Origin of the sequence: Flavobacterium oncorhynchi, assembly GCF_002217355.1 — a bacterium.
In the GTDB taxonomy this organism is placed as follows: Bacteria; Bacteroidota; Bacteroidia; order Flavobacteriales; family Flavobacteriaceae; genus Flavobacterium; species Flavobacterium oncorhynchi.
Window position 1 is genome coordinate 45,759 of sequence record NZ_MUHA01000005.1, and the last position, 24,575, is coordinate 70,333.

Genomic DNA, 24,575 nt, shown 5'->3' on the forward strand with positions numbered 1-24,575 from the left:
GACTATTTTGCTTTTTGATAATAGAGTTTATTAACCAGTTCTTTTAATTTGGTCTTTGCTGCATTCAATTGTGATTTTGAGGTGCCCTCGGAGATCTTTAGCATTTCGGCTATTTCTTTGTGCGCAAAACCTTCAATAACAAAAAGGTTAAATACTGTTTTACAGCCGTCTGGAATATGGTTTAATAAATTAAGTAAATCTTCTTCTTCCAATGTCGTTAATTCATCTGTTGAAGGCTGCGAAATCAGCTTAACATCGTCAAGATACATATTGAAGTTTGTTTCTTTTCTAATGGTCGCCAAACAATGATTTACCGTTATTCTTCTTGCCCAAGCTTCAAAAGCATACGCTTCTTTCAATTGATCCAATTTGGTGAAAATGGTAAAGAAAGAATCTGCCAAAGCTTCTTCGATTTCTTCTTCCTTTTTTAAATATCGTTTGCAAAGGCGGTACAGCTTTGGCGCCATGTATTCGTACACCTGACGCTGGGCATCACGATGCATTTTTTTACAGTTTGCTATTTGAGTCTCGTTTATCACAATTGTTGTCTTTCTTATATAGAGAGATAAAAAGATAAAAAGGTTGGGACAGGGGTGAAAAAATATTAAAATATTTTTTTAGGGTCAAAGTTACAAAGCTACAAAGGCTCAAAGGTTTTATTGTAGAGACGCACCGCAGTGCGTCTTCATGTTATTATTGTAGTAGAATAGTTTTTATTTAACTGGCAGCGTCAACTTATAAATTTTAGTTTCTAAAACTTCTGTATCATTATCTTCGCAAAGCAAGAATTCAATTTTGTTGTTTTCTTTTTTGTAAAAAGTTAAACCTTCAAATTTATTAGTTGAAGTAATTTTTTGAGTAAAATCTATTTTCATGGTTTTCTGATCGATTCGGCCAATGAAACTTCCTAAGATTTCACCGTCATCGTAAGTTGATTTAGTGTTTTCGACTGTAGAAAGAAAATAGATTTTGTCTTCGACTAAAATTGCATCAGTAAAGCTGGAACGAATACCTTTTATTTTTGGAAGTTTATAATTCACAGAAATTAAAGCAAATTCTTCACCAAGACTTTTGGCGTGAATCGTAAAAATGGTGTTTTTGTTTGAAACGCCATTGCCGCGATTAAACAAATACCAGTTTTCGCCGTCGAAAATAGAGCCTTCGAGATTGAAATCTTCGGGTTTTATTTCTCCAAAATTTTGCATTAAACCGTATAAATCGACCAAATTGTTTTTTTGTAAAACAGTTTTAGATTTAAGGTCGAATTCAATCATTTTATTTCGATTTTCGGTTGAACCAGAACCAAAAACATATAAAGTGTCATTATGATTTGTCAATGATTCAAAATCTGGTTTTAAGTTTTTTGGAATATTCTGTGTCGGATTATCAATTAAAGCATGCTGATTCAATTGCTGATTCTGCATATTGTATTCGTATAAGAATCCACTGTTGTCGCCAATTACATAAAGTGCATCATTATTATAAAATAATCCTGATGCTGAGCCGATTCCTATGATTTGAAATAATATTTCTAAAGTGAATTTTTCCATTAATGTTGTTTTGAAAAGTATTGCAATGAATAGCAGTTCCGATAGTTATCGGAATTCGTAAAATTACTATATTTATAATACAAAAAACTAAAAAAATATGAAATCAATAGACCCGAAAGATTTTAAAGTTACAGATAAAATTAAATTAAGTAAGCTCCCTACTTTATTAAATATCGATGCTGATGACGATGAAAAGGAAGAAAAATTGGATAAGGTTCAGGCGAAATTGAGTGATTTGCAGGATGTAATGTATGCTCATAATAAATATGCAGTTTTAATTTGCCTTCAAGGAATGGATACCTCAGGAAAAGACAGTTTGATTCGAGAAGTTTTTAAAGAATTTAATCCGCGTGGAGTAGTGGTGCATAGTTTTAAAACACCCAATTCAACAGAGCTGGAACACGATTATTTATGGCGCCATTATATTGCCTTACCCGAAAAAGGAAAGTTTGCGATTTTTAATAGAACACATTATGAGAATGTTTTGGTGACGCGCGTGCATCCCGAATATATTTTATCAGAGAATTTACCAGATATTAAATCGATAGATGATATTACGCCTAAATTTTGGGAAGATAGAATTAAACAGATCAATAATTTTGAAAAGCATATTGCTCAAAACGGAACTATTGTCATGAAATTCTTTTTGCATTTAAGTAAAGACGAACAAAAGAATCGTTTATTGCGCCGTTTGGAAGAAGAAAAACACCATTGGAAATTTTCACCAGGCGATTTGAAGGAACGTGAACATTGGGCAGAATATCAGCAATATTATGAAGAAGCAATTAATCAAACCTCTACAGATTATGCGCCATGGTATGTAGTTCCTGCCGATGATAAGGAAATGGCACGTTACATTGTGGCAAAAATTATTTGGGAAGAAATGCAAAAACATACCGATATTAAGGAACCAGAATTAGACGATAAAATAAAAGCTAATTTCGAAATGTATAAAAAAGCTTTAGAAAATGATTAATTAGATTATTAGATCATTTTTTTATAATGAACCCGACAGGTTTTTAAAACTTGTTGGGTTTGTTTTTTGAAGTTGGGTTCTAAATAGGAATCGTTTAGTTAAAACAGCTAAATAGCAATTATTTAAATCCGTTTGTCAAAACACTAATGTAGTTCATCAAACTAATTTTAATAGTGGTTGAGGTTTGTGCTCCTTTGCATCAAATTATAAACATTATTATCATGAACATGTACAAATTATTATTGTTGACTACAGTTTTTATTTTCGGATTAGTTTCTTCTAAAATTAATGCACAATCTTCGTTTCCAATTCATATTGGAATTAAAGGCGGATCTAATTATTCTGAGCTTCCAGTTTCAGATGGTTACAAATCAAAATATGCTGTTGGTTATTTTGGAGGCGCTATGGCTCGATTTGATTTTAAGAGATTCTATATTCAAAATGAAATCTTATACAGCGAGAAATCTTCCGAAATCGAAAAAACGACTTCAACAGGATCTAAAAATGCAAAATGGAAAAGTCTTGAAATGCCTTTACTTATTGGTTACAAAGTAATTGATCTTGAGGCTTTAAATGTCAGAGTATTTGGAGGCGGAGTTTATTCTTATGTTTTGGATGAAAATTTTTCGTCATTGAACCAGTTAAAAGATTCGTATAAGAAATTTGATAAATCGAATATTGGATATCAGGTTGGGGCAGGAGTTGAAATGTGGAAATTTACTGTAGATGTAATTTACCAAGGCGGATTAAATAATATAAGTAATAATTTCAGCTCTAAACCAAATTCGTTTAATGTAAGCGTTGGATACTTTTTCTTATAAGTTCACAACTTATCGTTTAGCCTTATGAACAGCACAGAATCTTTTTGGTTCTTTGCTGTTTCTTTAGAAAATATAGGGGTATTTTTGAACTCAAACTTTCTCATAATTATAGATTTTTTTTAGATGATTGCAAAATATAAAAATAGGCATTGGATATTCTTAGTCTTTTTTTGGAGCTTATTAGGTATGACAATCTGGGCGCAGATGATCGAAGATTACGATTTTTTGACGGCTACAATTCAGGCTGTTTTAGTTTTGTTTTGTTCTGCCGTTTTAGCTCATATTTTGAGCGATGTTATATTGCCCAAAGCACTAAAACAAAATAAAATGAACTCTTTTGCGGTACAAAGCGTTATTGTTGTACTGCTTTTGGCATTTTGTCTGTCATTGATTTATATTGTTTTTTCAGATTCGGTTTTGAGAAGCAGAATATATCCTGAAGAAGCAGATGTGGATTCTCTTCATTTTTTATGGACACGATTTTACGGCAACATTCCGTCAGCGATTTTAATTTGCGGTACTGCTTGCGGACTTCGATTTTATCAGGAACATAATGTAATCGAAAGAAATCATGCGCAATTGCAGCAAGTACATCTTGAAGCTCAAATCAAAATATTGCAAGATCAGATTAATCCGCATTTAATGTTTAATATCCTGAATCATATTCATATTCTAATGCAGAGTAATGTAAAACTGGCGTCTGTTTTATTGGTTCAGTTTTCGGATATTTTGCGTTATCAATTGTATGAATGCAACAAAGAATATGTGCCGCTGCATCTCGAGATTAAATATTTGAAAGATTTAATTGCCGTTGAAGAAACCCGATGGGGAAATGAATTAGAAGTAAAAAGCAAATGGAATATTGAAGACGGACAGCTTCAAATTGTGCCATTACTTTTGGTTCCGTTAATTGAAAATGCCTTTAAACATGTTTCCCGACTTCCAAACCAAAAAGGTTATGTACGTTTATCATGCGAACAGCTAAACGATCAATTGAATTTTAGAATCGAAAATTCATATACTGAACAATATAAAGTACCATCTAAAAATCAAGGTTTAGGACTTGAAAATGTGAAGAAAAGGCTATCGATCCAGTATCCAGAAAAACATCAATTTAATATCAATAAAAGCGATTCTGATTTTACGGTTACAGTGACTTTAGATTTAAAATGATTTTACTTTTGCCGCAGATTATAAGGATTAAAAAGATTTTATTTTTGCCACGAATTGCACGAATTAGCACGAATTTTTAATCTGTAGAATCTTAACATGTTGCTTTGTGATCTTTGCATCCTTTTTAAGACTTAAAACTTTGCGTAAACCTTTGCGGTTAAATTTTTTGCCACAGATTATCAGATTAAAAGGATTTCAAAAAAAATCTGCCAAATCTGCCAAATCTGCGTGAAACAAAAAAACACCAAACCAGAAACAAAACAATATTATGACTATGAAATGCCTCGTTATAGACGACGAACCTATCGCAAGAAACGGAATCGTAGACTTTATTTCTAAAATTGATTTTCTGGAAGTTGCAGGAACTTGTGCTTCGGCATTAGAGGCGACTTCGTATCTTCAGGAAAAGCAAATTGATTTGATGTTTTTAGATATCAACATGCCTTATCTTACCGGATTAGAGTTTCTGGAAGCATTAGATAACCCGCCTTTGGTGATTTTTACAACAGCATATTCTGAGCATGCTTTAGATGGATATCGTTTGCAAGTAGTTGATTATTTATTGAAGCCAATTTCATTTCAGCGTTTTTATCAGGCTTCGCTAAAAGCAAAACAATGGTATCAAATGATTCAATCTCCAAAGCAAAACCAATTGGATCTGTTTTTGTATGTGCGTCAGGAAGAAGGATTTCAGAAAATTTCTTGGGTTGATATTTTGTATATTGAAGGAATGCAGAATTATGCCAAACTTCATTTTAAAGATAAAGTGCTGGTAATTCATCAAACCATGATTTCATTAGAAGAAACACTCCCGACAGAGATTTTTTTTAGAATTCATAAATCTTTTTTAGTAAATATAACACACATAGATTCTGTTTCTGGCGGACGATTGTTTATAAATGGACAAGAACTACCTATTTCAAGAACACGCCGAGAAGCATTGCTGAAAGAGGTAGTGTATAAAAACTTATTAAGTCGATAGCATTAGAATTTCCATTTTAAAGCCACAGCTCCATAAAAAGTAGTAGTGAATCTTGGATCGGCTATATCTTTTTCTTTAAAAATGTCTTTAATTTTTCGGCTGTTGCTTGAGAAATTTCGAACAATAGTGCTTCCGGCCGTAGGTTCTAATGTCCAGTGTTCTCCTAATTTTATCTGAGGACGCAATCCAGCAATAATTTGTTGATATCCCAATAACATTGATTTGTTTTCAACTCTAGTTTCGGCTGTCATTCCGCTTATTTCTGCGACGGCTTTCAAATCAAAATTGTCAGACATTCGGTAACCTAATTCTAAACCTTCTGGAAATGCAACTTTAAAATGTAAAGCTCCTCTAGATTCCCAATTAAAGTAAATTCCTGGCAGAACCATCGGAACACCAAAACTATTGGTTAAAACTGGCCCCATACCAAATGCCAAATTAGGATTGAATTGTTTGATAAAAAGAACACCTCCTTGTATTAAAACATCATCTTTATTAATTTCGACCATATCAGTATAAACTCCAACTGACAACATTGTCAATAAAGACCAAGAGGATGAAAGAGAGCGTAAATGCTTGACACCAATTTGTGTATTCAGCAGTTCATTTGGAAATCCTTCTTGAAATTGTGCTGGAAGCGATTGAATTTCATAATTCTTGTTCTCCATTCGGGCATAACTTCCATTAACAAAAATAGACCAGAGCCTTGGATGATTGTATTGATCCATTTTTAAAGATAATGGAACTTCAAAAGCAATTTGAGCTCGTTTAAAATTACTTTCAGCATTTGTTTTAGTACTGTCCATTGGTCGAACGTACTTAGAAAAAGGAACATAATCGACTTTAAATTCTCCTGAGATTCCAGATTGTGCCCTTGTGGCAACAGAAAGCAATAAAAAAAGTAAAAGTTGTGCTAAATAAAAAACTGTTTTGTTCATGATTTGATTAATTTTTCTGCGAATTACTGCCTTCTAAATCAATCCTAAAAAATCATTTGACTAATGACACTTCTCTTTTGACCAATGGTATAAAAAAAACAAAGCCCGATAGACTATGAAAACTATCGGGCTTGTTACCAAAAACAAAATAATAAATTAAACCTTTCTTTTTATAATTTAAAACCATAAGCTAAGCGTAATGCCACTTGGTTGGTATTGAATTTGTTATAGTCTTCATAGCGAACACTAATATCAATGTACTTATTGGCATATCCAATTCCCGGAGCCCACAAAAATGTAGTGTCGTTATAGCCATTTGTTACGGCAAAACCAGCACCAACTTCACCTAAAACATAAAATTGGTCTTCCCAGATAAAGGCTTTAAAACCAGCTTTAGCAGGTATAAATCCAAGATCTTTTACTTCAACTCCATTTTGATCTTTCATAAACAAGTTTGTAAAACCTGTAGTTAAGGTCAACGATGTTTTTTTAGATAAATCGTATTGTAAACGAACATCTCCACCAAGCGACCATCTGTAATCATTGTCAGTTGGTATTCCGCCATTTACACCAAATCCTAATCTAAAACCTTTATCGTAATTTTTTGTTTCACTGTCTTGAGCGAAAGTGGTATTGGCGTATAAAAAAGCGAAAGTCGCCAGGCATAACATTTGTAATTTTCTCATGACAATTTTTTTTGAATTTCTAATATTGTAAAAGTAGGATCAAGACCTTTGGAGCTCGTTATATAATTTTAAAAAATCGTTACATAATATTGCGTTTAGTCAAATTTCACCTTAAAATTGGCTTATCTTTTTATTAATAGAATAGAATTCGAAGCTTCTGATTATCTTTGCACACTAAAAAAGAATAGAAGTGAATTTAAAGCAGTACACCAAAGAGTTTTCATACAATTTAAAATTAGCATATCCTATAATTTTAGGAATGGTTGGGCATACCTTAATTGGTATTGTTGATAATATAATGGTGGGGAAACTAGGAAGTACTGAACTCGCAGCAGTTTCTCTTGGAAACAGTATGATTTTTATAGCAATGTCTCTTGGAATTGGTTTTTCTACTGCTATTACTCCGATTGTTGCTGAAGGTGATGCCGAAAAAAACGATACTAAAATTAGATCTGCTTTTCATCACGGATTATTTTTATGTACCATTTTAGGATTGGTTCTTTTTACGGTAATTATGTTTGCAAAACCGATAATGGAATTACTGCAGCAGCCGGCAGAAGTAATTGTACTGGCAAAACCATATTTAGGCTGGGTGGCATTTTCGTTGATTCCTTTAATTATGTATCAAGGATACAAACAATTTGCTGACGGATTATCATTGACAAAATACTCTATGTATGCCATGATTATGGCAAATGTACTGCACGTAGGAATCAATTATGTGTTGATCTATGGAATATGGATTTTTCCAAAAATGGGAATTATTGGAGCTGCTTTAGGAACTGTAATTTCTAGAATTTTCTTAGTTATGTTTATGCATATTATGCTTTCTAGAAGAAATGATTTAAAGCGTTTTTTCAAGAATTTCAGCTTTCAGGAAATTAAAAAAGCAACCATTAAAAAAATTATAAGTATTGGATTTCCATCGGCAATGCAAATGCTTTTTGAAGTTGTTTTATTTACAGCATCAATATGGCTTTGCGGCAATATTGGTAAAACGAGCCAGGCAGCCAATCAAATTGCTTTAAGTCTTGCTTCCATGACATTTATGTTTGCGATGGGACTAAGCGTAACTTCGATGATTAGAGTTAGTAATCAGAGAGGATTACAAGACTATAAAAAGTTAATTATTGTGGCACGTTCTATTTTCTTGCTTGCCATTATAATAGAAACCGTTTTTGCGATACTCTTTGTTGTTTTTCATGATTACCTGCCATATATCTTTTTAAATATGGAAAATACTGGGCAGATTCTTGATAATACCGAAGTAATAAGTATTGCATCAAAATTACTTTTAATCGCGGCAGTTTTTCAAATTTCTGACGGAATTCAGGTAGTTGTTCTTGGAGCTCTACGTGGTTTGCAGGATGTGAAAATTCCAATGTATATCACTTTTGTAGCCTATTGGATAATTGGTTTTCCAATTTCGTATTATTTAGGTGAACATACTGAATGGAAAGCACAGGGTGTTTGGATTGGACTTTTAGCGGGATTAACCGCTGCGGCAATTTTCTTGTTCATTCGCTTTCATTATTTAACTAAGAAATTAAATACTAATTCAGTTTCAAATACTTAAATTTGAGCAGAAAATAAGAATCTGGCACGGATTAAATGACTTAAACAAATAATAAATCCTTTAATCCTTGCGTTTCGATAACTTCGGGAAAAGCAAAAAAATAAAACAAAATAATAAATAAATAAAAATGGAATTACCTAAATTTTTACTTGGAGATAATACTGATTTTCCAGATGATATTTTTATCATTCACCTTGATTACCCTAGATTTATAATCAATCTAAAAGATGATGAGGTTGAGTTTATGGAAGAAGCTGAAGATCTTGATGAAGCAGAGTTAAATGCAGAAATGGAAGGCTTGATTGTTTTGGCAAATGAGTTCTATGACAGAGAAATAAAACGTTACGAAGAGTAGAAACGCACCAGAGTGTTTCGCTGGAGTTTGCCTTAATCAAAAAATAGTTTAAATCATCTAATGAAAAATTTACGTTATTTAAAACCTATAGTTAATTTTATTTTAATCGGATTACTGATTACTACTTTAAGCCGAATCTTTTTATTTTTTCTATTTAAAGAAAGAGTAATAGAAACACCAAATTTCTGGTACATTTTTCCAATCGGTTTGCGAATGGATTTGATTTTACTTTGCTATTTGTCATTTCTACCTGCTGTTTTGATTACTTTTTTACCCAATAAATGGCTCAAATTCACCAATAATTTTTTGGTAATTTATAGTTTTTTATTCCTGTTTCTGATTCTTTTTGTAGAATTAGCTTCACCTGATTTTGTCAAACAATACGACACACGTCCCAATAAAATTTTCTTAGATTATCTTATTTACCCAAAAGAAGTTGTTGGAATGCTTTTAAAAAGTTATTTGACTTCTATTATTGTAACTTTTTTAATTTTAGGAGTTGTGATTTACTTTGCCTTCAAAAAAGGGAAAAAGTATTTTCATACCACAAGTACTCAATATAAATTCAAATTAATGGTTTTTCCATTACTAGCATTTTTATTGTTTTTTGGAGCACGTTCAAGTCTTACTTCAAAACGTCCTATTAATGCCAGTAATGCTGTTTTTTCAACAGATCAATTGACCAATACTTTAGGATTAAATTCATTTTATACTGTTGCTTTTGCTGCTTATTCAATTAAGAATGAAGGAAACACAAAAATGTACGGTAAAATGGATGAAACAGAAGCAATAGCTCGTGTAAAAAAATACATGATTGCCGGTCCTAATGATTTTACCGATGCTGAAATTCCGTTTCTTCATGTACAACAGCCAGATTCTGTTATGAAAAAGCCATACAATTTGGTGATTTTTTTACAAGAAAGTCTAGGTGCTGAATATGTTGGAATTTTGGGAGGAAAACCTTTGACACCAGAATTTGATAAATTATCAAAAGAAGGATTATTGTTTACCAATTTGTATTGCACAGGAACAAGAAGTGTTCGCGGAATTGAAGCTGTTGTAACTGGATTTTTACCATCGCCTTCAGAAAGTGTGGTAAAACTTGGAAACTCGCAGCAAGGATTTTTTACACTTGCCGATGCTTTAAAACAAAAAGGATACGATACGAGTTTTATCTATGGAGGAATGGCCAATTTTGATAATATGGCGTCGTTTTTCAACGGAAATGGTTTTCAAGATATTGTAGATCAAGAAGATTTTGAATCTGATGGAAATAAATATGCTTTTAAAGGAACTTGGGGTTATTCTGATGAAGATTTGGTTACTAAAGCAAATAATTACTTTAAAGCAAAAGGGGATAAACCATTTTTCTCTTTAATGTTTTCGACTTCAAATCATGAACCTTTTGAATATCCTGCTGGCAGAATAAAACCTTATGATACAAAACCTGCAACGGTAAACAATGCCATGAAGTATGCCGATTTTTCGATTGGAAAATTCTTTGAAATGGCTAAAAAAGAGCCTTATTTTAAAAATACAATCTTTATTGTAATTGCGGATCATAATACAAGAACTTATGGAAAAAATTTAGTGCCAATAAATAAATTCCATATTCCTGCATTTATTATGGGACCTGGAGTTCCAAAAGGTGCTGTTTATAATAAATTAGCAAGCCAAATTGATATTCCGCCAACATTATTAAGCTATTTAGGACTTCCGTTTGAAACACCAATGGTAGGCAGAAACTTAAGCAAACTTGATGAAAAGGTACAAGGAAGAGCAATTATGCAGTTTAATGATATTAATGCATTTAGAGTCGAAAATCAGGTTGTAATTATGCAGCCCAATTTAAAACCTCTTCAGTTTGAAGTTAAAAACGATACGACTTTAGTTCCTGTAAAATTAAACGAAGAATTGGCAAAAGATGCCTTGGCACACGTAATTACAGCGGGTAATTTGTATAAAGAAAGCAAATATAAGCTTAGAGCTAAAAAATAGGTTCAAAGGTGCATAGCAACAAAGGAGCAAAGGTTCAAAGAAACAGAGTTAATGACTTTGTTACTTTGAACCTTTTTACTTTTATGAATTTAGACTTAGAAAAGACAAACTAGGAGAAAACCTGGGTCAAACGAAAAAGTTGGGGATTAGGCAAAAATATAGCCCGTGGTTTCAACCACGGGGACACAATGTATTTAAAAACACGTTTCCCGTGGTTGAAACCACGGGCTATGTTTGATAAGAAAAAACCTTTGTCTCTTTGAATCTTTGCTACTTTGAACCTTTATTAAAATACAATTTTAATAAACTCTGTGCAGCCGTAAAAGGTGAAATTTCATTATTTTGCACTGCTTTTTTGTTTTGTTCTAAAAGGGAGATAATTTCAGGACTGTTATAGAAATTTTGCTTTAATTGTTCGTCTATTGTTTCCATCATCCAAAAATGATTTTGTTCATGTCTTTTCTCTTGGAAGAAACCTGTTTCTTTTGTTAATTCGAAATAGTCAGAAATCGTGTTCCAGATATCTAAGATTCCATCTTTAGTTATGGCGCTGCAAGTAGTTACTTTTGGCTGCCAGTTTGATTTTTTTGGAGGAAACAAATGTAAAGCTCTGTTGAATTCAAGTTTTGCCTGATTTGCTTTTTTAATATTATCGCCGTCGGCTTTGTTAATTACAATTGCATCTGCCATTTCCATAATACCGCGTTTAATACCTTGAAGTTCATCACCGGCGCCAGAAATTTTTAATAAAAGAAAAAAATCTACCATGCTGTGAACAGCTGTTTCGCTTTGACCAACGCCTACTGTTTCAATAATTATAGTATCAAAACCTGCAGCTTCACATAAAATTATTGATTCACGGGTTTTGCGAGCCACACCGCCTAAAGTTTCTCCAGATGCACTTGGGCGTATAAAAGCATTTTCATCTTTTACCAATTCCTCCATGCGGGTTTTATCACCCAGAATACTTCCGTGTGAAATAGAACTGCTTGGATCAACAGCTAGAACTGCCACTTTTTTTCCTGTACGTGTAAGGTAGGTTCCAAAAGCTTCAATAAAAGTACTTTTTCCAACTCCTGGTACTCCCGTAATTCCTATTCGGACAGATTTATTTGCATGAGGCAGGCAGCCGTTTATAATTTCATTTGCTTTCTCATAATGTTCAGGATTTGTACTTTCTACGAGAGTAATGGCACGGCTGAGAGCCGTTCTATTTCCAGAAAGAATTCCAGAGATTAATTCATCGGCAGAAGGTTGTTGTCTGCGTTTGTTTTTAATTTGATTAATAGCCGAAACATTGGTGATTTCAGGAGGTGAAATCCCAGCTTTTTCAGTTAAACTGCTCGACTGTTTCTTTAAACTTGACAAAGTACTTTTTTAATAATGTAAAAGTACTGAAAACAAAAACAGTTTCAAAAAGTTAGTTTGCTACGAATTACACGAATTTACACGAATTTGTGATCATATTTTTTTCTTCCTGAATGAAGCCAAAGAATTGATACAAACAGCTCGACAAAGATTGTTTAGCAGCAATTTTTTGATACAAAGAGACCCGACAGATTTTTAAAACCTGTCAGGTCTGATTAGTATTACAGAGTTTCTAGCTCAGAATGACATACAGAACTTAGCTTTAATATAAAAAAAACTTAGTATCTCAGAATCTTAGAGCCTTAGCATCTTAAAATTAATATCCAGCCGTAAATCGTACTTGATGATGTTTTGGGTTTTCAACTTCATCAGCGATAACAACTGCTAGATCCTCTACAGATAAGATGCTTCTTTGTTCGTCATTAAAAACTGGGTTTTCTAAACCTAAACGATATTTACCAGTTCTTCCTGTTTTAGTTCCCGCATGCATTTCGAACGCCGGACTAAAAAATGCCCAGTCTAAATCTTTTTCTTCTTTAATTATATTCAAGTAGTTTCTGGCTGCATTTGCACCATTAAAGATTTCTTTTGGAAAATCTGGAGTATCTACTGCTTGTAAATCTGGAGCAACAAATAAACTTCCTGCACCTCCAATAGTAATAAAACGTTTTACACCTGATTTTTTTACAGCTTCTTGTATTGCCTTTGATCCGTTAAGGAAATCATCATAAATATTAGGATTCGTCCATCCTGGATTAAAAGCATTTACTACAATATCATGTCCTTTTAAAGCTTCTGCCAAAGCATCAACATTAAAAACATCCGCCGCAATCCAGGTTGCATTTGTAGTGTCTTTTGGATTTCGGGCAATTGCCGAAATTTCATGTTTTCTGTCTGCTAATTCATTTAAGATGGCTGAGCCAACAAATCCTGTAGCTCCAATAATTGCGATTTTCATAATATATAAATTTATTTAGTAATAAAAAATGTTACAGTTTGGGATAAAAAAATAGTTTTAAAATTGGTTCGAAAAATCTTCAAGCGAAATATTCTCTAATTGTGCGCTCACTTTCTTATTCATTTCTCGATATAAATCAGCTAGATTTTGATTGATTTTTTTTCCAACAGGACAATCTGGGTTAGGTTCATTTTTTGCATACCCCAAATTAATAGTTTCAAAAGTCATCTCAAAAATCTCTTTTAAAGTCAATTTCGCAGCATCTACGGCCAATTTTGTTCCGCCATTTTTCCCTTCTTTACTTTCTACAATATGATGTGCTTTTAGGTTTGCAATTTCTTTTCGAACCAAAACAGGATTTAAATTGATACTGCCGGCAATAAACTCTGATGATAAATAATCATTAGGGAATTTAGTCAGCAAAGTAAGAATGTGAATCGTTATGGCAAATTTACCTGAAATCATACTGTAATAAAATATGTTACAAATGTAAGGAGCTTTGACGAAATAAAAAAGATTTTAACTAAAAATTAATTTTTGAATGAAATGGGGCTAATGCATTAAAATAAAATGATTTGAGAACTCGTGTGTTTTTTATTAGTATTAGATTTGTAATTAATTTGTAACACTCTCAATTTATTACAATGAAATTTAAATTAAGATTCCTTTTCTTTTATTGTTTTTCAACTTTGATATATGGGCAAAATCATGCGCAATATGCAGATTCTATTCGTGCTGCACATGCAATTCCAGAATTGAGTTATGCCGTTGTTAATGGCAGTAAAACGTTAGAAATTAATACATCTGGATTGCATTCGATAGATTTAAAGGATGTGGCTTCATTAAATGACCGATTTCATATTGGTTCGAATACAAAAGCGATGACCGCTTTTATTATTGCAAAATATGTTGAAAAAGGAAAACTGAAATGGACGTCTAAATTTTTTGATTTATTTCCAGATTTAAAGAAAACTTCAAAACCAGAATATTACGCTGTAACTCTCGAAAAATTATTGTCGCACCAAGCTAGAATTCAGCCTTTTCAGGGAGAAAACGACCCAGCAGTTCCTAATTTTACAGGTACTCATCAAGAGAAAAGAAATCAATTTGGGAAATTTGTACTTACCTTAAATCCTGCAGAAATAGAGGCTGACCACAAATATGTTTATTCTAATGCAGGTTACACTCTCGCCACAATGATGGTCGAAAAAGTGAGTGGAAAAAGCTGGGAAAAACTGGTTGATGAGGTTTTTAATAAAGATTTGAAACTTGATGTTAAATTGTCATGGCCAGAAAATGTAAAAGCAAAAGATACATGGGGACATTCTTTTGAAAACAATAAACTAAGTCCCGTTCCTTCAAATACAGATTACCATTTAGATTATACAGAACCTGCGGGTGATATTAATATTAAACTTACTGATTATATTAAGTTCATTCAGCTCAATATTCAGGGACTTCAAGGTCAGGATAATTATTTAAAAGCAAGTACTTATCATTTTATTCATAAAGGAATCGAAGGTTATTCTTTGGGTTGGTTTAATAGTTACGAGAACAATCAAGACTTTTCGACGCATTCTGGAACTGCAGGAACATATTATACCATTGCTTCGATCGATCGAAAAAAGTTTATCGCGTACATCATTTTTACCAATTCTTTTAATGAAGCAACTGTAAATGGAGTGAGATTGTTAATGAGAAAATTAAAAAAGGATTACGGAAGCTAAAATGTTTAGCTTCTATAAAAACTTACATGCAATAAAAATGTATTTTTGAGGCTTTTAGCGCCATGAATAATTTTATACTTATATTTTTCTTTCTTGCTTTGGGTTTGATTTTACAACATGTAAAACAATTTCCAACTTCTATTTATAAGGTTTTAAATAAAATTGTCATCTATTTATGTTTGCCTGCAATTACCTTATATCATATTCCGAAAATAAAATGGAGTAACGAATTACTGTTTCCTATAGGAGCTGGGTGGATTGCTTTTTTATTGGCATTTGTCTTTTTTCATTTCTTAGGAAAAAAGTTAGGCTGGTCGAATAAATTAATTGGCTGCTTAATTTTAACTGCAGGTTTAAGTAACTCCTCTTTTTTAGGCTATCCAATTATAGAAGCTTTGTATGGAAAAAAAGGATTAGAAACTGCGATATTAGTAGATCAGCCTGGAACTTTTGTGGTAGTTTCTACTTTAGGTGTTTTTGTAGCTGCATTTTATTCTAAAGGAAGTCCAGACGCATGGAGTATCTGCAAGAAAATAATCTTTTTTCCGCCTTTTATTACTTTTGTTGCAGCCTGTTTATTAAATGTCTTTGAATATGACTTAGAACTAAACATACAATCTTTTTTATTAAAAATTGGCAGTTTGGTAACACCTCTTGCTTTACTTTCGGTAGGATTGCAACTTACTTTTGATAGAAGAAGTCAACATTGGCGATTTCTTCGTCTCGGTCTTTTTTTTAGATTGATTCTCACACCGTTTATTATTATGGTTTTGTATGTATTTGTTTTTAACCAGCATTCAGAGCCTATAAAAATAACGATTATGGAAACGGCAATGGCGCCCATGATTACTGGTGCAATTTTAGCTTCGACTTATGGTTTAAAACCAAAATTGAGTAGTATGATGATTGGTTTCGGAATTCCAATTTCGTTTGTAACCCTTGCATTCTGGTACTTTGTGATGCGCTTTATTTAGTTTAAAATAGTAATTATATAGATAAGATAGAATTTTAACTTTTTTTTAATTCCTGCGTGTTTTCTAAATGTATTTTTTAGTTAATTTTAGAGGAACTAAAAAATATAAATTATGTCAACATTAAGATTAGGCGATATAGCTCCAGATTTTCATGCGGAAACCACGCAGGGACCAATTAATTTTCATGAATGGTTAGGAGATTCTTGGGGAGTTTTATTTTCGCATCCAGCAGATTTTACTCCTGTTTGTACGACCGAATTAGGAACTGTAGCGAATTATGTTCCTGAGTTTACAAAAAGAAATACTAAGGTTATTGCTTTGAGTGTAGATGGTTTGCAATCACATTTAGATTGGATTAAAGACATCAACGAAACTCAGAATACTGAAGTTAATTTTCCAATTATTGCTGATGAGGATAAAAAAGTAGCTACTTTGTATGATATGCTTCATCCAAATGCAAGTGATAAATTTACCGTAAGATCTGTTTTTGTAATTGGTGCCGATAAAAAAATCAAATTGACTTTGACTTACCCAGCATCAACAGGAAGAAATTTTGACGAATTGCTTCGTGTTATTGATAGTTTGCAGCTAACGGCAAATTATAGTGTTGCGACACCAGCAAACTGGAAAGACGGAGAAGATGTGGTGATTGCACCAGCAATTCCAGACAGCGATATTCCTGCAAAGTTTCCTAAGGGACACACACCTATAAAACCTTATCTGCGTATGACACCGCAGCCAAATAAATAAAAAAAGAAAAAGCCACAGATTAAATAATTCCTGTGGCTTTCTTTTTTATATAAGTGATTAGATTTTAAAATGATACGTGTGTACTTTTTTGCATTAATTCGTTCATTCGTTTTTTATCGCCTACAACCCAGATGATATCGTTTTTTTCTAAAATGATATTCGATTCAGGATTCAAAATTCGATTACCGTTACGTTCAATTCCTACAACAAGTCCGCCGGTTCTTCCTCTAAATTGACCGATACTTTTTTGAATAAAATCTTCGTTAGAAATCTCTAATTGACGAAGTACAATATCAGATTCCTCGCTGTTGTTAGGAGCTTCAATTTCATTTTTTAGATAAGTAGTAAACTGTGCAATTTGTTCGTCAGTTCCAATAACGCATATCTCATCACCAGGAAACAATCGTTCATTTTTGGTTGGAATTGGAATTGTAATTTCTCCACGACGAATAAAAGCGATGTTTATTCCCATATTTTCTCGAATTCGCAATTCTTCAAGTGTTTTACCGGCAAGGTTTGATTCTTTTCCTATATCAAAAATAGACATGTGACCGTCCCAAGGCATTAGATTAGCATATCTTCTGTCTATTTTTTTGTTTTCGCGATCGTTTAAGTTCTTTAAAAAGTGATTTTCAATTTTATGATATTGTTCGTTTAGCTTTTTTGGAAAAATTTGATAGGCTCCAATTGCAATAATTAGTGCAACAAATGCTACTAACGGAGAAAAGAAAATATTCAACAAGAAACCTACAAAGAATAATCCAAGGCTCATTCTAATTAATATAAGCATTAAAAGTGCGCCTCGATATTTACGTTCTTCCCATAAAGTTTCAACTTCATCAACTTTTACACGACGCAGCGAAAGTGCCCATAAAAAAGGAGCAATGATTACAAGTGTAATAAGCGCAGCTAAGGTGTTGCCAAAACGAGTATCAGCAACGAGAGGTGCAACAAATTTTGATGATAATAAAATTATAGCAACAATAATTATAGTATGCAGTATGATTTGAGTTATAGACGCTCTTAGTACAATTTGCCAAGTACTGACTGATTTTATTGCTTGTGCATTGACGCTGTAACGGTTTATGTTTTTAACCCATTTTTTTGGCAGCTTTCGCTCAAGAAGTTCAGAGAAAGGATCTGAATATTTAATTAAAAATGGAGTTGTAAAGGTTGTAACTGCTGATACAGCAACAATAATTGGATACAAGAAATCGCTGGTAACTTTTAATGTCATACCCAGAGTGGCGATAATAAACGAAAACTCTCCAATTTGTGCTAAACTCATACCGGTCTGAACTGATTGTTTAAGCGGTTGACCAGAAAGCAGTGCACCAAATGAGGAACTAAAAGCTTTCCCAAAAATGGTAATAAGTGTAATTAAAGCAACAGGGAGCGCATAAGTAATTAAGGTGTCAGGATTAATTAACATTCCGACTGATACAAAGAAAACGGCTCCAAATAGATCTTTTACGGGCTGAATTAAGTGTTCGATTTTTTCTGCCATCGTAGTTTCGGCAATGATAGAACCCATTATAAAAGCTCCTAATGCAGGCGAGAAGCCAACTTTTGCAGCAAAAACAACCATCATTAAACATAATGCCAGCGAAATAATAAGCAGCATCTCATCTGTTAAAAGATGTTTAGCTTTTTTAAGAATCGTTGGTATGATAAAGATTCCTCCTAGAAACCAAATGATTAAAAAGAAAACCAGTTTTAGAACTGATTGTAATAATTCGGCGCCTGAAACTTGATCGCTGACTGCAATAGTCGATAATAAAACAAGCATTAAAATGGCCACAATATCTTCGACTATTAAGGCTCCAAATACTATTCCGGCGAATTTTTTACCTTTTACTCCCAGTTCATCAAAGGCTCTAATAATGATGGTCGTTGATGAAATCGAAAGTGTTGCACCAAGAAAAACGCTGTCCATTTTTCCCCAGCCCATCCATTGACCTACACAATAACCTATAATGGACATGAATAAAATCTGGGTTATTGCGGTGATGGAGGAGGTGCCTCCAACTTTCATCAGCTTTTTAAAACTAAATTCGAGTCCTAAACTAAACAGCAAAAAGATAACCCCAATTTCGGCCCAAACTTCAACACTTTTCATGTCGGTTATTGAAGGGAAAAAATCAAAGTGGTTTCCAGCCAAGAATCCTGCAATCAGGTATCCTAAAACTAGAGGTTGTTTCATTTTTTTAAATAATAAAACAGCGATTCCTGCAGTCATCAGGATTAATCCCAGATCACTGATTAAGGGTTGTAAATGGTGTGTACTTTCGGCAGCGGCGTTTAAGGCAATCATAAAGGGTATTTTGTTTTTAAGGAGCTTAGTCCGATTTTTTATTTAAGCTGTTTACTTAAATAGCCCTTTTTAGATTGGTTCATGGCGCTTTCGTATGCCATTCAGCAGTGATGAAAAAAACAATATTTTTTCGATAAAAGGATTTTTGTTTGAATCTGGATTAACTTCCTGCGTTAAAAAAAAAAGCTATCTCGATAAAGATAGCTTTTTTTTAGAAAATATTTTAGGTTTTATTTAAATTCCTACATAATTACTAGGAGTTATCTGCATTAATTCAGTTCGAACAGCATCAGAAACTTCTAAAGTTGCAATGAAATTGTGAATTGCATTTTTATCAATGGCCTCATTTGTTCTTGTTAGTCCTTTTAGTGCTTCATATGGATTTGGATATGCTTCGCGACGTAAAATAGTTTGAATAGCTTCTGCAACAACAGCCCAGTTTTTCTCTAAATCTTCGGCAAATTTACTTTCGTTTAATAATAATTTGTTTAAACCTTTTAGAGTTGCTTCAAAAGCAATAATGGTGTGTCCCATTGGAACTCCAACATTACGTAAAACAGTACTGTCTGTTAAATCACGCTGTAATCTTGAAATAGGCAATTTGGCAGCTAAATGCTCAAAAATTGCGTTTGCAATTCCTAAATTTCCTTCTGAGTTTTCAAAATCAATAGGATTTACTTTATGCGGCATTGCTGATGAACCAATTTCGCCTGCTTTTATTTTTTGTTTGAAATATTCCATTGAAACATAAGTCCAAATGTCACGGTCTAAATCAATAATGATATTGTTGATTCTTTTTAAACCATCAAAGAATGCTGCAAAATGATCGTAGTGCTCAATTTGAGTTGTTGGAAAAGAATGGTGTAAACCTAAATCTGTTTCAACGAATTTATTTCCAAATTGTTTCCAGTCGATTTGCGGATATGCTACATGATGTGCATTGAAGTTTCCTGTTGCACCGCCAAATTTAGCTGCAAACGGAACATTAAATAACAAACGCATTTGCTCTTCAAGACGTTCTACAAAAACCAAAATTTCTTTTCCTAAACGAGTTGGAGAAGCTGGCTGTCCATGTGTACGCGCTAACATAGGAATGGCAGCCCATTCTACACTTAATTCTTTTAATTTAGAAATTAAAGCAATTAATGACGGCATATAAACCTGCTCAAACGCTTCTTTTGTAGAAAGCGGAATTGCAGTGTTGTTAATATCTTGAGATGTTAATCCGAAGTGAATGAACTCTTTGTATTGAGATAAACCTAATTTTTCAAATGCATCTTTAATAAAGTATTCAACCGCTTTTACATCGTGATTGGTTACTTTTTCAGTTTCTTTAATCCAAAGTGCATCTTCTGTAGAGAAATTTTTGTAGATATCTCTTAAGCTGTCAAATAAACTAGAGTCTATGTCTGAAAGCTGAGGCAAAGGCACTTCGCATAAGGCAATGAAATATTCAATTTCAACCAATACGCGATATTTGATTAAAGCTTCTTCTGAGAAAAAAGGTGCTAAATTTTGAGTTTTATTTCTATATCTTCCATCAATTGGCGATATAGCATTCAGTTCGTTTAGAGTAGTCATTGTTATGTTGTTTTTCGAAAGGTGCAAATATAAGCTATTGTTAAAACTTCTGAAAATTACCGAAGCGTTATTATATAGGAACTTTCAAATTAAATGCTAGTTTTGAAAATTTTATCCCAAATGGTAAAGTAAAAGCCAAAATTATGGGCTTCATTTTTATGATGATCACCATGAAATTTTGTGGTAGAAATCCATTTTGTCATAAAGTTTTTGTGCCAAAATGCAGGAAATAGATTTTTCTGTAAATGACCAAATATTCCGTACATCAAATTTAAAAACAGATAAATAATTAAACTGATGTAATTAAATTGAAAAACAGAAATGAGAATAAGCCATATAAAACCAAATCCGAGAGTTTCTATAGGATGAAGCACAAATAAACTATAAACATTGGTGTTGATGTGAGTGTGATGCAATTTATGAATGGGATAAAACCATTTTAAATTATGTGCCAGAAAATGAAAACAAAACATAAAAAAGTCCATCAAAATAATGAGTATAAGAGTATCGATTACAGCCGAAGTTAAAGAAACTGAAAAATCAATTCGAATGATTTGTAGTTGATACAATTTAAACCCTAAAGCGGTAATTAATATATTGCAGATCAAAGTAGAAATAACCCATTTACGATCCTTTATATTTAAAACAGTGTTTTTGGGTTCAATTATTTTTCCAATTAAAACTGCCATTAGCAGTAGAATGCCATTTTCTATTGTAAAAACAAGTAATTGAGCCAAGAAACCTATTTGCGATAATTGCTGTAAAAGATTTTCTGCGATCATGATATTTTTTCCAGTTCGAACAATTTATTTCTCATTTCTGTAACTCCTTCAGTTGCAGTTTTAGGAATAACTTCGACTTTGTTCTGAATATTAGGAATCGAAATTGGTTTAGGATCAATGTAAAAAACTGGGGTAATACTATAGGTGTAAGAAATTAATCCAGCAGCAGGATATACTTGAAGCGAAGTTCCAATTACGGCCAGATAATCAGCTTCTTCTACAATCGAAATGGCTTCTTCGAGTGCAGGAACTTCTTCACCAAACCAAACAATATGTGGTCTCAATTGATGACCGTTTTTATCAAGATCACCAGTAAATAAATCATTGGTCCAGTCTAGAATTAATTCGCGATTTTTTGTGCTTCTTACTTTTAATAATTCTCCATGTAAATGCAAAACTTTTGAGCTTCCTGCGCGTTCATGCAAATCATCAACATTTTGAGTAACAATATAAACATCAAAATGGTTTTCTAATTCAGCTAAAATCTGATGTCCTAAATTTGGATTCACTTCTTTAAGCTGTTGGCGTCTTTTGTTGTAAAAATCTAGAACTAAATCTTGGTTTTTGTTCCAGCCTTCAGGAGTTGCAACTTCCATTATGTCATGGCCTTCCCATAAGCCGTCGCTGTCTCGAAAAGTTTTAATACCGCTTTCGGCACTAATTCCTGCGCCGGTCAGAACAACTAATTTCTTTTTCATTTTGTTATTTTAGCGTTAGCTTCATTAATAAATCGGTTTGTTCCTCATCTCCAAGTACGAAAATGTGTTTGTCAAATTCTACGAAACCATTTTTTTTATAAAAGTTTAACGCTCTTGTGTTTTCTTCCCAAACACCTAACCAAATATATTTTAAATCCAAATGTTTTGCAGTTTGTAAAGCATGATCGTATAAAAGCTGCCCTATTTTAAGTCCATGAAATTCTTTTGAAACATATATTCGTTCTATTTCTAAACCGTCTTTGTCTTGAAGTTCTGTTTGTGCTTGACCAAAATTTAGTTTTAAATACCCTAAAATTTGATCATCAATGTGAGCAAAATAAAAAGCTGAATCTGGATTTGTTACTTCAGCTGTAAGTTTGTCGACAGCGAATTTTTGATCTAAATAGGAGGTCATGTTTTCTTCAGAATTGTGATCTGCGAAAGTTTCACGAAATGTTTCTCTACCTATTTTTTGTAATAGTTGTATTTCTGATGAGTCGATTTTTCTAATTTCTGGTATTCCCATTTATTTTTTTTACGAATTTAACTAAAGTTTTCCTGATGTTAAAGAGATGAGGTTCTTTAATCAAACTTAAAAAGAAAGATAAAAAATGTATTTTTGCAGCAAACAGATACAAAATGGTTGATTTAGATTACCTCGCTTTTCTCGAAAATATATTAACGGATAATCGTAAAGAAAGATTTTTAAACGTACTTGGAAATCGTACTAAACATTTTACTATTGCAGTTGAAGATGTTTTTCAAATGCATAACACAAGTGCCGTGATGCGCAGTTGTGAAGTTTTTGGAATTCAGGAACTAAATGTTATTGAACAGCGCTACGGAAAAAAAATCGATAAAGAAATCGCAATGGGTGCTCAGAAGTGGGTAGATATTAATCAGTTTGATTCTGTCGGCAATTGTATTTCGACTTTAAAAGATCAAGGTTATCAAATCATTGCAACTACTCCGCATGAAAATGATTGCTTGCTGGAAGATTTTGATATTACAAAACCAAGTGCTTTATTTTTTGGAACAGAACGAGATGGATTATCTGAAGAAATATTAGAAAAAGCCGATGGTTTCCTTAAAATCCCGATGGTTGGATTTACAGAGAGTTTGAATATTTCTGTTTCAGCTGCGATCATTATTCAAAACCTAACTAATAGACTGCGAAATTCAGATATCAAATGGCAATTGTCTGATGACGAAATTCTAGAAAAACGTCTAGCTTGGGCTAGAAATTCAATTAAAGATATTAAGAGAATTGAGGCGCGTTATTACGAAGAAAACCCAAGATAAATTTTAAAGATACTAAGGTGCTAAGGCTCTGAGATGCTAAGATAAAAAACTTAGAACCTCAGAGCCTTAGTCCCTCAGTACCTTTTTTTACAAAGTATAATTCAAATTAATACTCCATCTGTAATTAGCTTCCATGTTGCCATTTGACAAATGCTGTGTTATTGGAAGCATTGCATTTACACCAATCGAAAATTTATCTTTACCTGCTTCGATGCCAAATTTTCCAAACAAAATATCTCCTGCCGTATTTGGTAAATCAAGTCCGTGTTGCTTATTAGTTTGATAAACTTCACCCGCAAGTCCTAACTGCGGAACAATTTGAAATTTATTTGCATCAAACAAATAGAAAAAAGTACCAGCATAATTAAATTGGTCGCCGTATTGGTAATTTTTACTATTTTCAGTTTTAAAAATATAATTCAAAGTAGTGTTTAGACCTAGATTTTTGTGTTTGATTACATATTCTGAAACCAAAGGAAAATCCCAGCTTCCTGTTCCTAATTGAAAACTCTGATTTATAGTTCCTAAATTGTTGATTTCTTTGAATTTTCCTGTCGGAATCTTAACTCCACCTCCTAGATTTATTTTATGAGTAAAAACCGTACTATCTTTTTGAGTTTCATAAACAGTATAAAGTCCCATAAGAGTCATGTCGCCTAGACCTTCAATGCTTTGTGTACCTGCTGTTAATTGTCTTTCGTGAAAATGATATGGAAGTAAAGCCGAAATCTGAATTTTCTCTGAAATCGGAATCCTTGCCCAGGCTTGAACAGTATTGAAATTTTCGTCTATCCAAGGGGAATTAGCAAAAATACCATCACGGCTTGTATAGCTTTGTTTAAAATAGCGAAGCCCAACAAAATTGTTATTCAACATCGAGCTAAAACCCATGCTTCCGCCGCTTGCAGAGCAACCGCAGGCATCACACTCAAAATCTTCCATTAGAGCCAAACGCTGAAAGGTGAATGTCGAAATACTGTCTTTTACAGTAGAACTAAAGGCTGAAAATCCAACCAAAAAAGTGCAAACTATTATTAATTTTTTCATTTTTATTGTTTTTAGGAGC

24 protein-coding genes are annotated in these 24,575 nt (G+C 32.9%); 11 read left to right on the forward strand and 13 right to left on the reverse strand.

Annotated elements, in window-relative coordinates; genetic code table 11:
- Positions 1-2: 2 nt before the first annotated feature.
- Positions 3-503, reverse strand: coding sequence for an RNA polymerase sigma factor (locus B0A75_RS03430; protein ID WP_089053088.1), 501 nt, complete (start codon positions 501-503; stop codon positions 3-5).
- Positions 504-713: 210 nt separating this feature from the next.
- Positions 714-1,550: a DUF6929 family protein gene (locus B0A75_RS03435; RefSeq protein ID WP_089052893.1), complete on the reverse strand. Its 837-nt coding sequence runs from the start codon at positions 1,548-1,550 to the stop codon at positions 714-716.
- A gap of 97 nt (positions 1,551-1,647) precedes the next feature.
- On the opposite strand from B0A75_RS03435, the gene B0A75_RS03440 reads away from it, so the two are divergent.
- From B0A75_RS03440 to B0A75_RS03455, 4 genes are all read left to right on the forward strand, one after another.
- Entirely contained in the window at positions 1,648-2,526 is an 879-nt protein-coding gene (locus B0A75_RS03440) for a PPK2 family polyphosphate kinase (protein ID WP_089052894.1), read from the forward strand.
- 221 nt (positions 2,527-2,747) lie between these two features.
- The gene (locus B0A75_RS03445; protein ID WP_089052895.1) at positions 2,748-3,347 is read left to right on the forward strand and encodes a porin family protein; all 600 of its coding nucleotides are present in this window, start codon (positions 2,748-2,750) and stop codon (positions 3,345-3,347) included.
- Between the two features lie 186 nt (positions 3,348-3,533).
- Positions 3,534-4,520 (forward strand): sensor histidine kinase, encoded by a 987-nt coding sequence (locus tag B0A75_RS03450; protein ID WP_089053089.1) that lies wholly within the window; start codon positions 3,534-3,536, stop codon positions 4,518-4,520.
- A gap of 268 nt (positions 4,521-4,788) precedes the next feature.
- The gene (locus B0A75_RS03455; protein WP_208861255.1) at positions 4,789-5,502 is read left to right on the forward strand and encodes a LytR/AlgR family response regulator transcription factor; all 714 of its coding nucleotides are present in this window, start codon (positions 4,789-4,791) and stop codon (positions 5,500-5,502) included.
- A gap of 2 nt (positions 5,503-5,504) precedes the next feature.
- Here the strand turns inward: B0A75_RS03455 and B0A75_RS03460 are convergent, their stop codons facing one another.
- Positions 5,505-6,440, reverse strand: a complete 936-nt coding sequence (locus tag B0A75_RS03460; RefSeq protein WP_089052897.1) for a DUF6268 family outer membrane beta-barrel protein — start codon at positions 6,438-6,440, stop codon at positions 5,505-5,507.
- 170 nt (positions 6,441-6,610) lie between these two features.
- Positions 6,611-7,126, reverse strand: a complete 516-nt coding sequence (locus tag B0A75_RS03465; RefSeq protein WP_089052898.1) for a hypothetical protein — start codon at positions 7,124-7,126, stop codon at positions 6,611-6,613.
- 190 nt (positions 7,127-7,316) lie between these two features.
- Between B0A75_RS03465 and B0A75_RS03470 the strand changes: the two genes are divergently transcribed.
- From B0A75_RS03470 to B0A75_RS03480, 3 genes are all read left to right on the forward strand, one after another.
- The gene (locus tag B0A75_RS03470; RefSeq protein ID WP_089052899.1) at positions 7,317-8,702 is read left to right on the forward strand and encodes an MATE family efflux transporter; all 1,386 of its coding nucleotides are present in this window, start codon (positions 7,317-7,319) and stop codon (positions 8,700-8,702) included.
- A gap of 127 nt (positions 8,703-8,829) precedes the next feature.
- Positions 8,830-9,057, forward strand: a complete 228-nt coding sequence (locus tag B0A75_RS03475; RefSeq protein WP_055095484.1) for a hypothetical protein — start codon at positions 8,830-8,832, stop codon at positions 9,055-9,057.
- Positions 9,058-9,117: 60 nt separating this feature from the next.
- Positions 9,118-11,055: an LTA synthase family protein gene (locus tag B0A75_RS03480; protein WP_089052900.1), complete on the forward strand. Its 1,938-nt coding sequence runs from the start codon at positions 9,118-9,120 to the stop codon at positions 11,053-11,055.
- 270 nt (positions 11,056-11,325) lie between these two features.
- Here the strand turns inward: B0A75_RS03480 and meaB are convergent, their stop codons facing one another.
- From meaB to B0A75_RS03495, 3 genes are all read right to left on the reverse strand, one after another.
- The gene (meaB, locus tag B0A75_RS03485) at positions 11,326-12,423 is read right to left on the reverse strand and encodes a methylmalonyl Co-A mutase-associated GTPase MeaB (RefSeq protein ID WP_089052901.1); all 1,098 of its coding nucleotides are present in this window, start codon (positions 12,421-12,423) and stop codon (positions 11,326-11,328) included.
- 316 nt (positions 12,424-12,739) lie between these two features.
- On the reverse strand, positions 12,740-13,381 hold the full coding sequence (locus tag B0A75_RS03490; protein ID WP_089052902.1) for an NAD(P)-dependent oxidoreductase: 642 nt from the start codon (positions 13,379-13,381) through the stop codon (positions 12,740-12,742).
- Positions 13,382-13,438: 57 nt separating this feature from the next.
- Positions 13,439-13,846, reverse strand: a complete 408-nt coding sequence (locus tag B0A75_RS03495) for an RrF2 family transcriptional regulator (protein WP_089052903.1) — start codon at positions 13,844-13,846, stop codon at positions 13,439-13,441.
- Positions 13,847-14,025: 179 nt separating this feature from the next.
- Between B0A75_RS03495 and B0A75_RS03500 the strand changes: the two genes are divergently transcribed.
- The 3 genes from B0A75_RS03500 to B0A75_RS03510 all read left to right on the forward strand — a co-directional run bounded on the left by B0A75_RS03500 (position 14,026) and on the right by B0A75_RS03510 (position 16,832).
- On the forward strand, positions 14,026-15,108 hold the full coding sequence (locus B0A75_RS03500) for a serine hydrolase domain-containing protein (protein ID WP_089052904.1): 1,083 nt from the start codon (positions 14,026-14,028) through the stop codon (positions 15,106-15,108).
- Positions 15,109-15,170: 62 nt separating this feature from the next.
- On the forward strand, positions 15,171-16,082 hold the full coding sequence (locus tag B0A75_RS03505) for an AEC family transporter (protein WP_089052905.1): 912 nt from the start codon (positions 15,171-15,173) through the stop codon (positions 16,080-16,082).
- A 111-nt stretch (positions 16,083-16,193) separates the two neighbouring features.
- Entirely contained in the window at positions 16,194-16,832 is a 639-nt protein-coding gene (locus tag B0A75_RS03510; RefSeq protein WP_089052906.1) for a peroxiredoxin, read from the forward strand.
- Between the two features lie 64 nt (positions 16,833-16,896).
- On the opposite strand, the gene B0A75_RS03515 is transcribed toward B0A75_RS03510, so the two are convergent.
- From B0A75_RS03515 to B0A75_RS03535, 5 genes are all read right to left on the reverse strand, one after another.
- On the reverse strand, positions 16,897-19,146 hold the full coding sequence (locus tag B0A75_RS03515; protein ID WP_089052907.1) for a cation:proton antiporter domain-containing protein: 2,250 nt from the start codon (positions 19,144-19,146) through the stop codon (positions 16,897-16,899).
- A 234-nt stretch (positions 19,147-19,380) separates the two neighbouring features.
- Entirely contained in the window at positions 19,381-20,727 is a 1,347-nt protein-coding gene (gene purB, locus B0A75_RS03520; RefSeq protein ID WP_089052908.1) for an adenylosuccinate lyase, read from the reverse strand.
- A gap of 89 nt (positions 20,728-20,816) precedes the next feature.
- Complete coding sequence (locus tag B0A75_RS03525; RefSeq protein WP_089052909.1) at positions 20,817-21,509, reverse strand: sterol desaturase family protein; 693 nt, start codon at positions 21,507-21,509, stop codon at positions 20,817-20,819.
- Positions 21,506-22,207, reverse strand: coding sequence for an SIR2 family NAD-dependent protein deacylase (locus B0A75_RS03530; protein WP_089052910.1), 702 nt, complete (start codon positions 22,205-22,207; stop codon positions 21,506-21,508). Before B0A75_RS03530 ends, B0A75_RS03525 begins: the two co-directional genes overlap by 4 nt.
- 4 nt (positions 22,208-22,211) lie before the next feature.
- Positions 22,212-22,733, reverse strand: a complete 522-nt coding sequence (locus tag B0A75_RS03535; RefSeq protein ID WP_089052911.1) for a GNAT family N-acetyltransferase — start codon at positions 22,731-22,733, stop codon at positions 22,212-22,214.
- A gap of 113 nt (positions 22,734-22,846) precedes the next feature.
- Here B0A75_RS03535 and B0A75_RS03540 point away from each other — a divergent pair, with 113 nt between their 5' ends.
- A complete protein-coding gene (locus tag B0A75_RS03540) occupies positions 22,847-23,509 on the forward strand; it encodes a TrmH family RNA methyltransferase (RefSeq protein ID WP_089052912.1) in 663 nt (220 codons plus the stop codon).
- Between the two features lie 87 nt (positions 23,510-23,596).
- Here B0A75_RS03540 and B0A75_RS03545 read toward each other — a convergent pair whose 3' ends face one another.
- Positions 23,597-24,556, reverse strand: a complete 960-nt coding sequence (locus B0A75_RS03545; RefSeq protein WP_089052913.1) for a transporter family protein — start codon at positions 24,554-24,556, stop codon at positions 23,597-23,599.
- Positions 24,557-24,575: the final 19 nt, after the last annotated feature.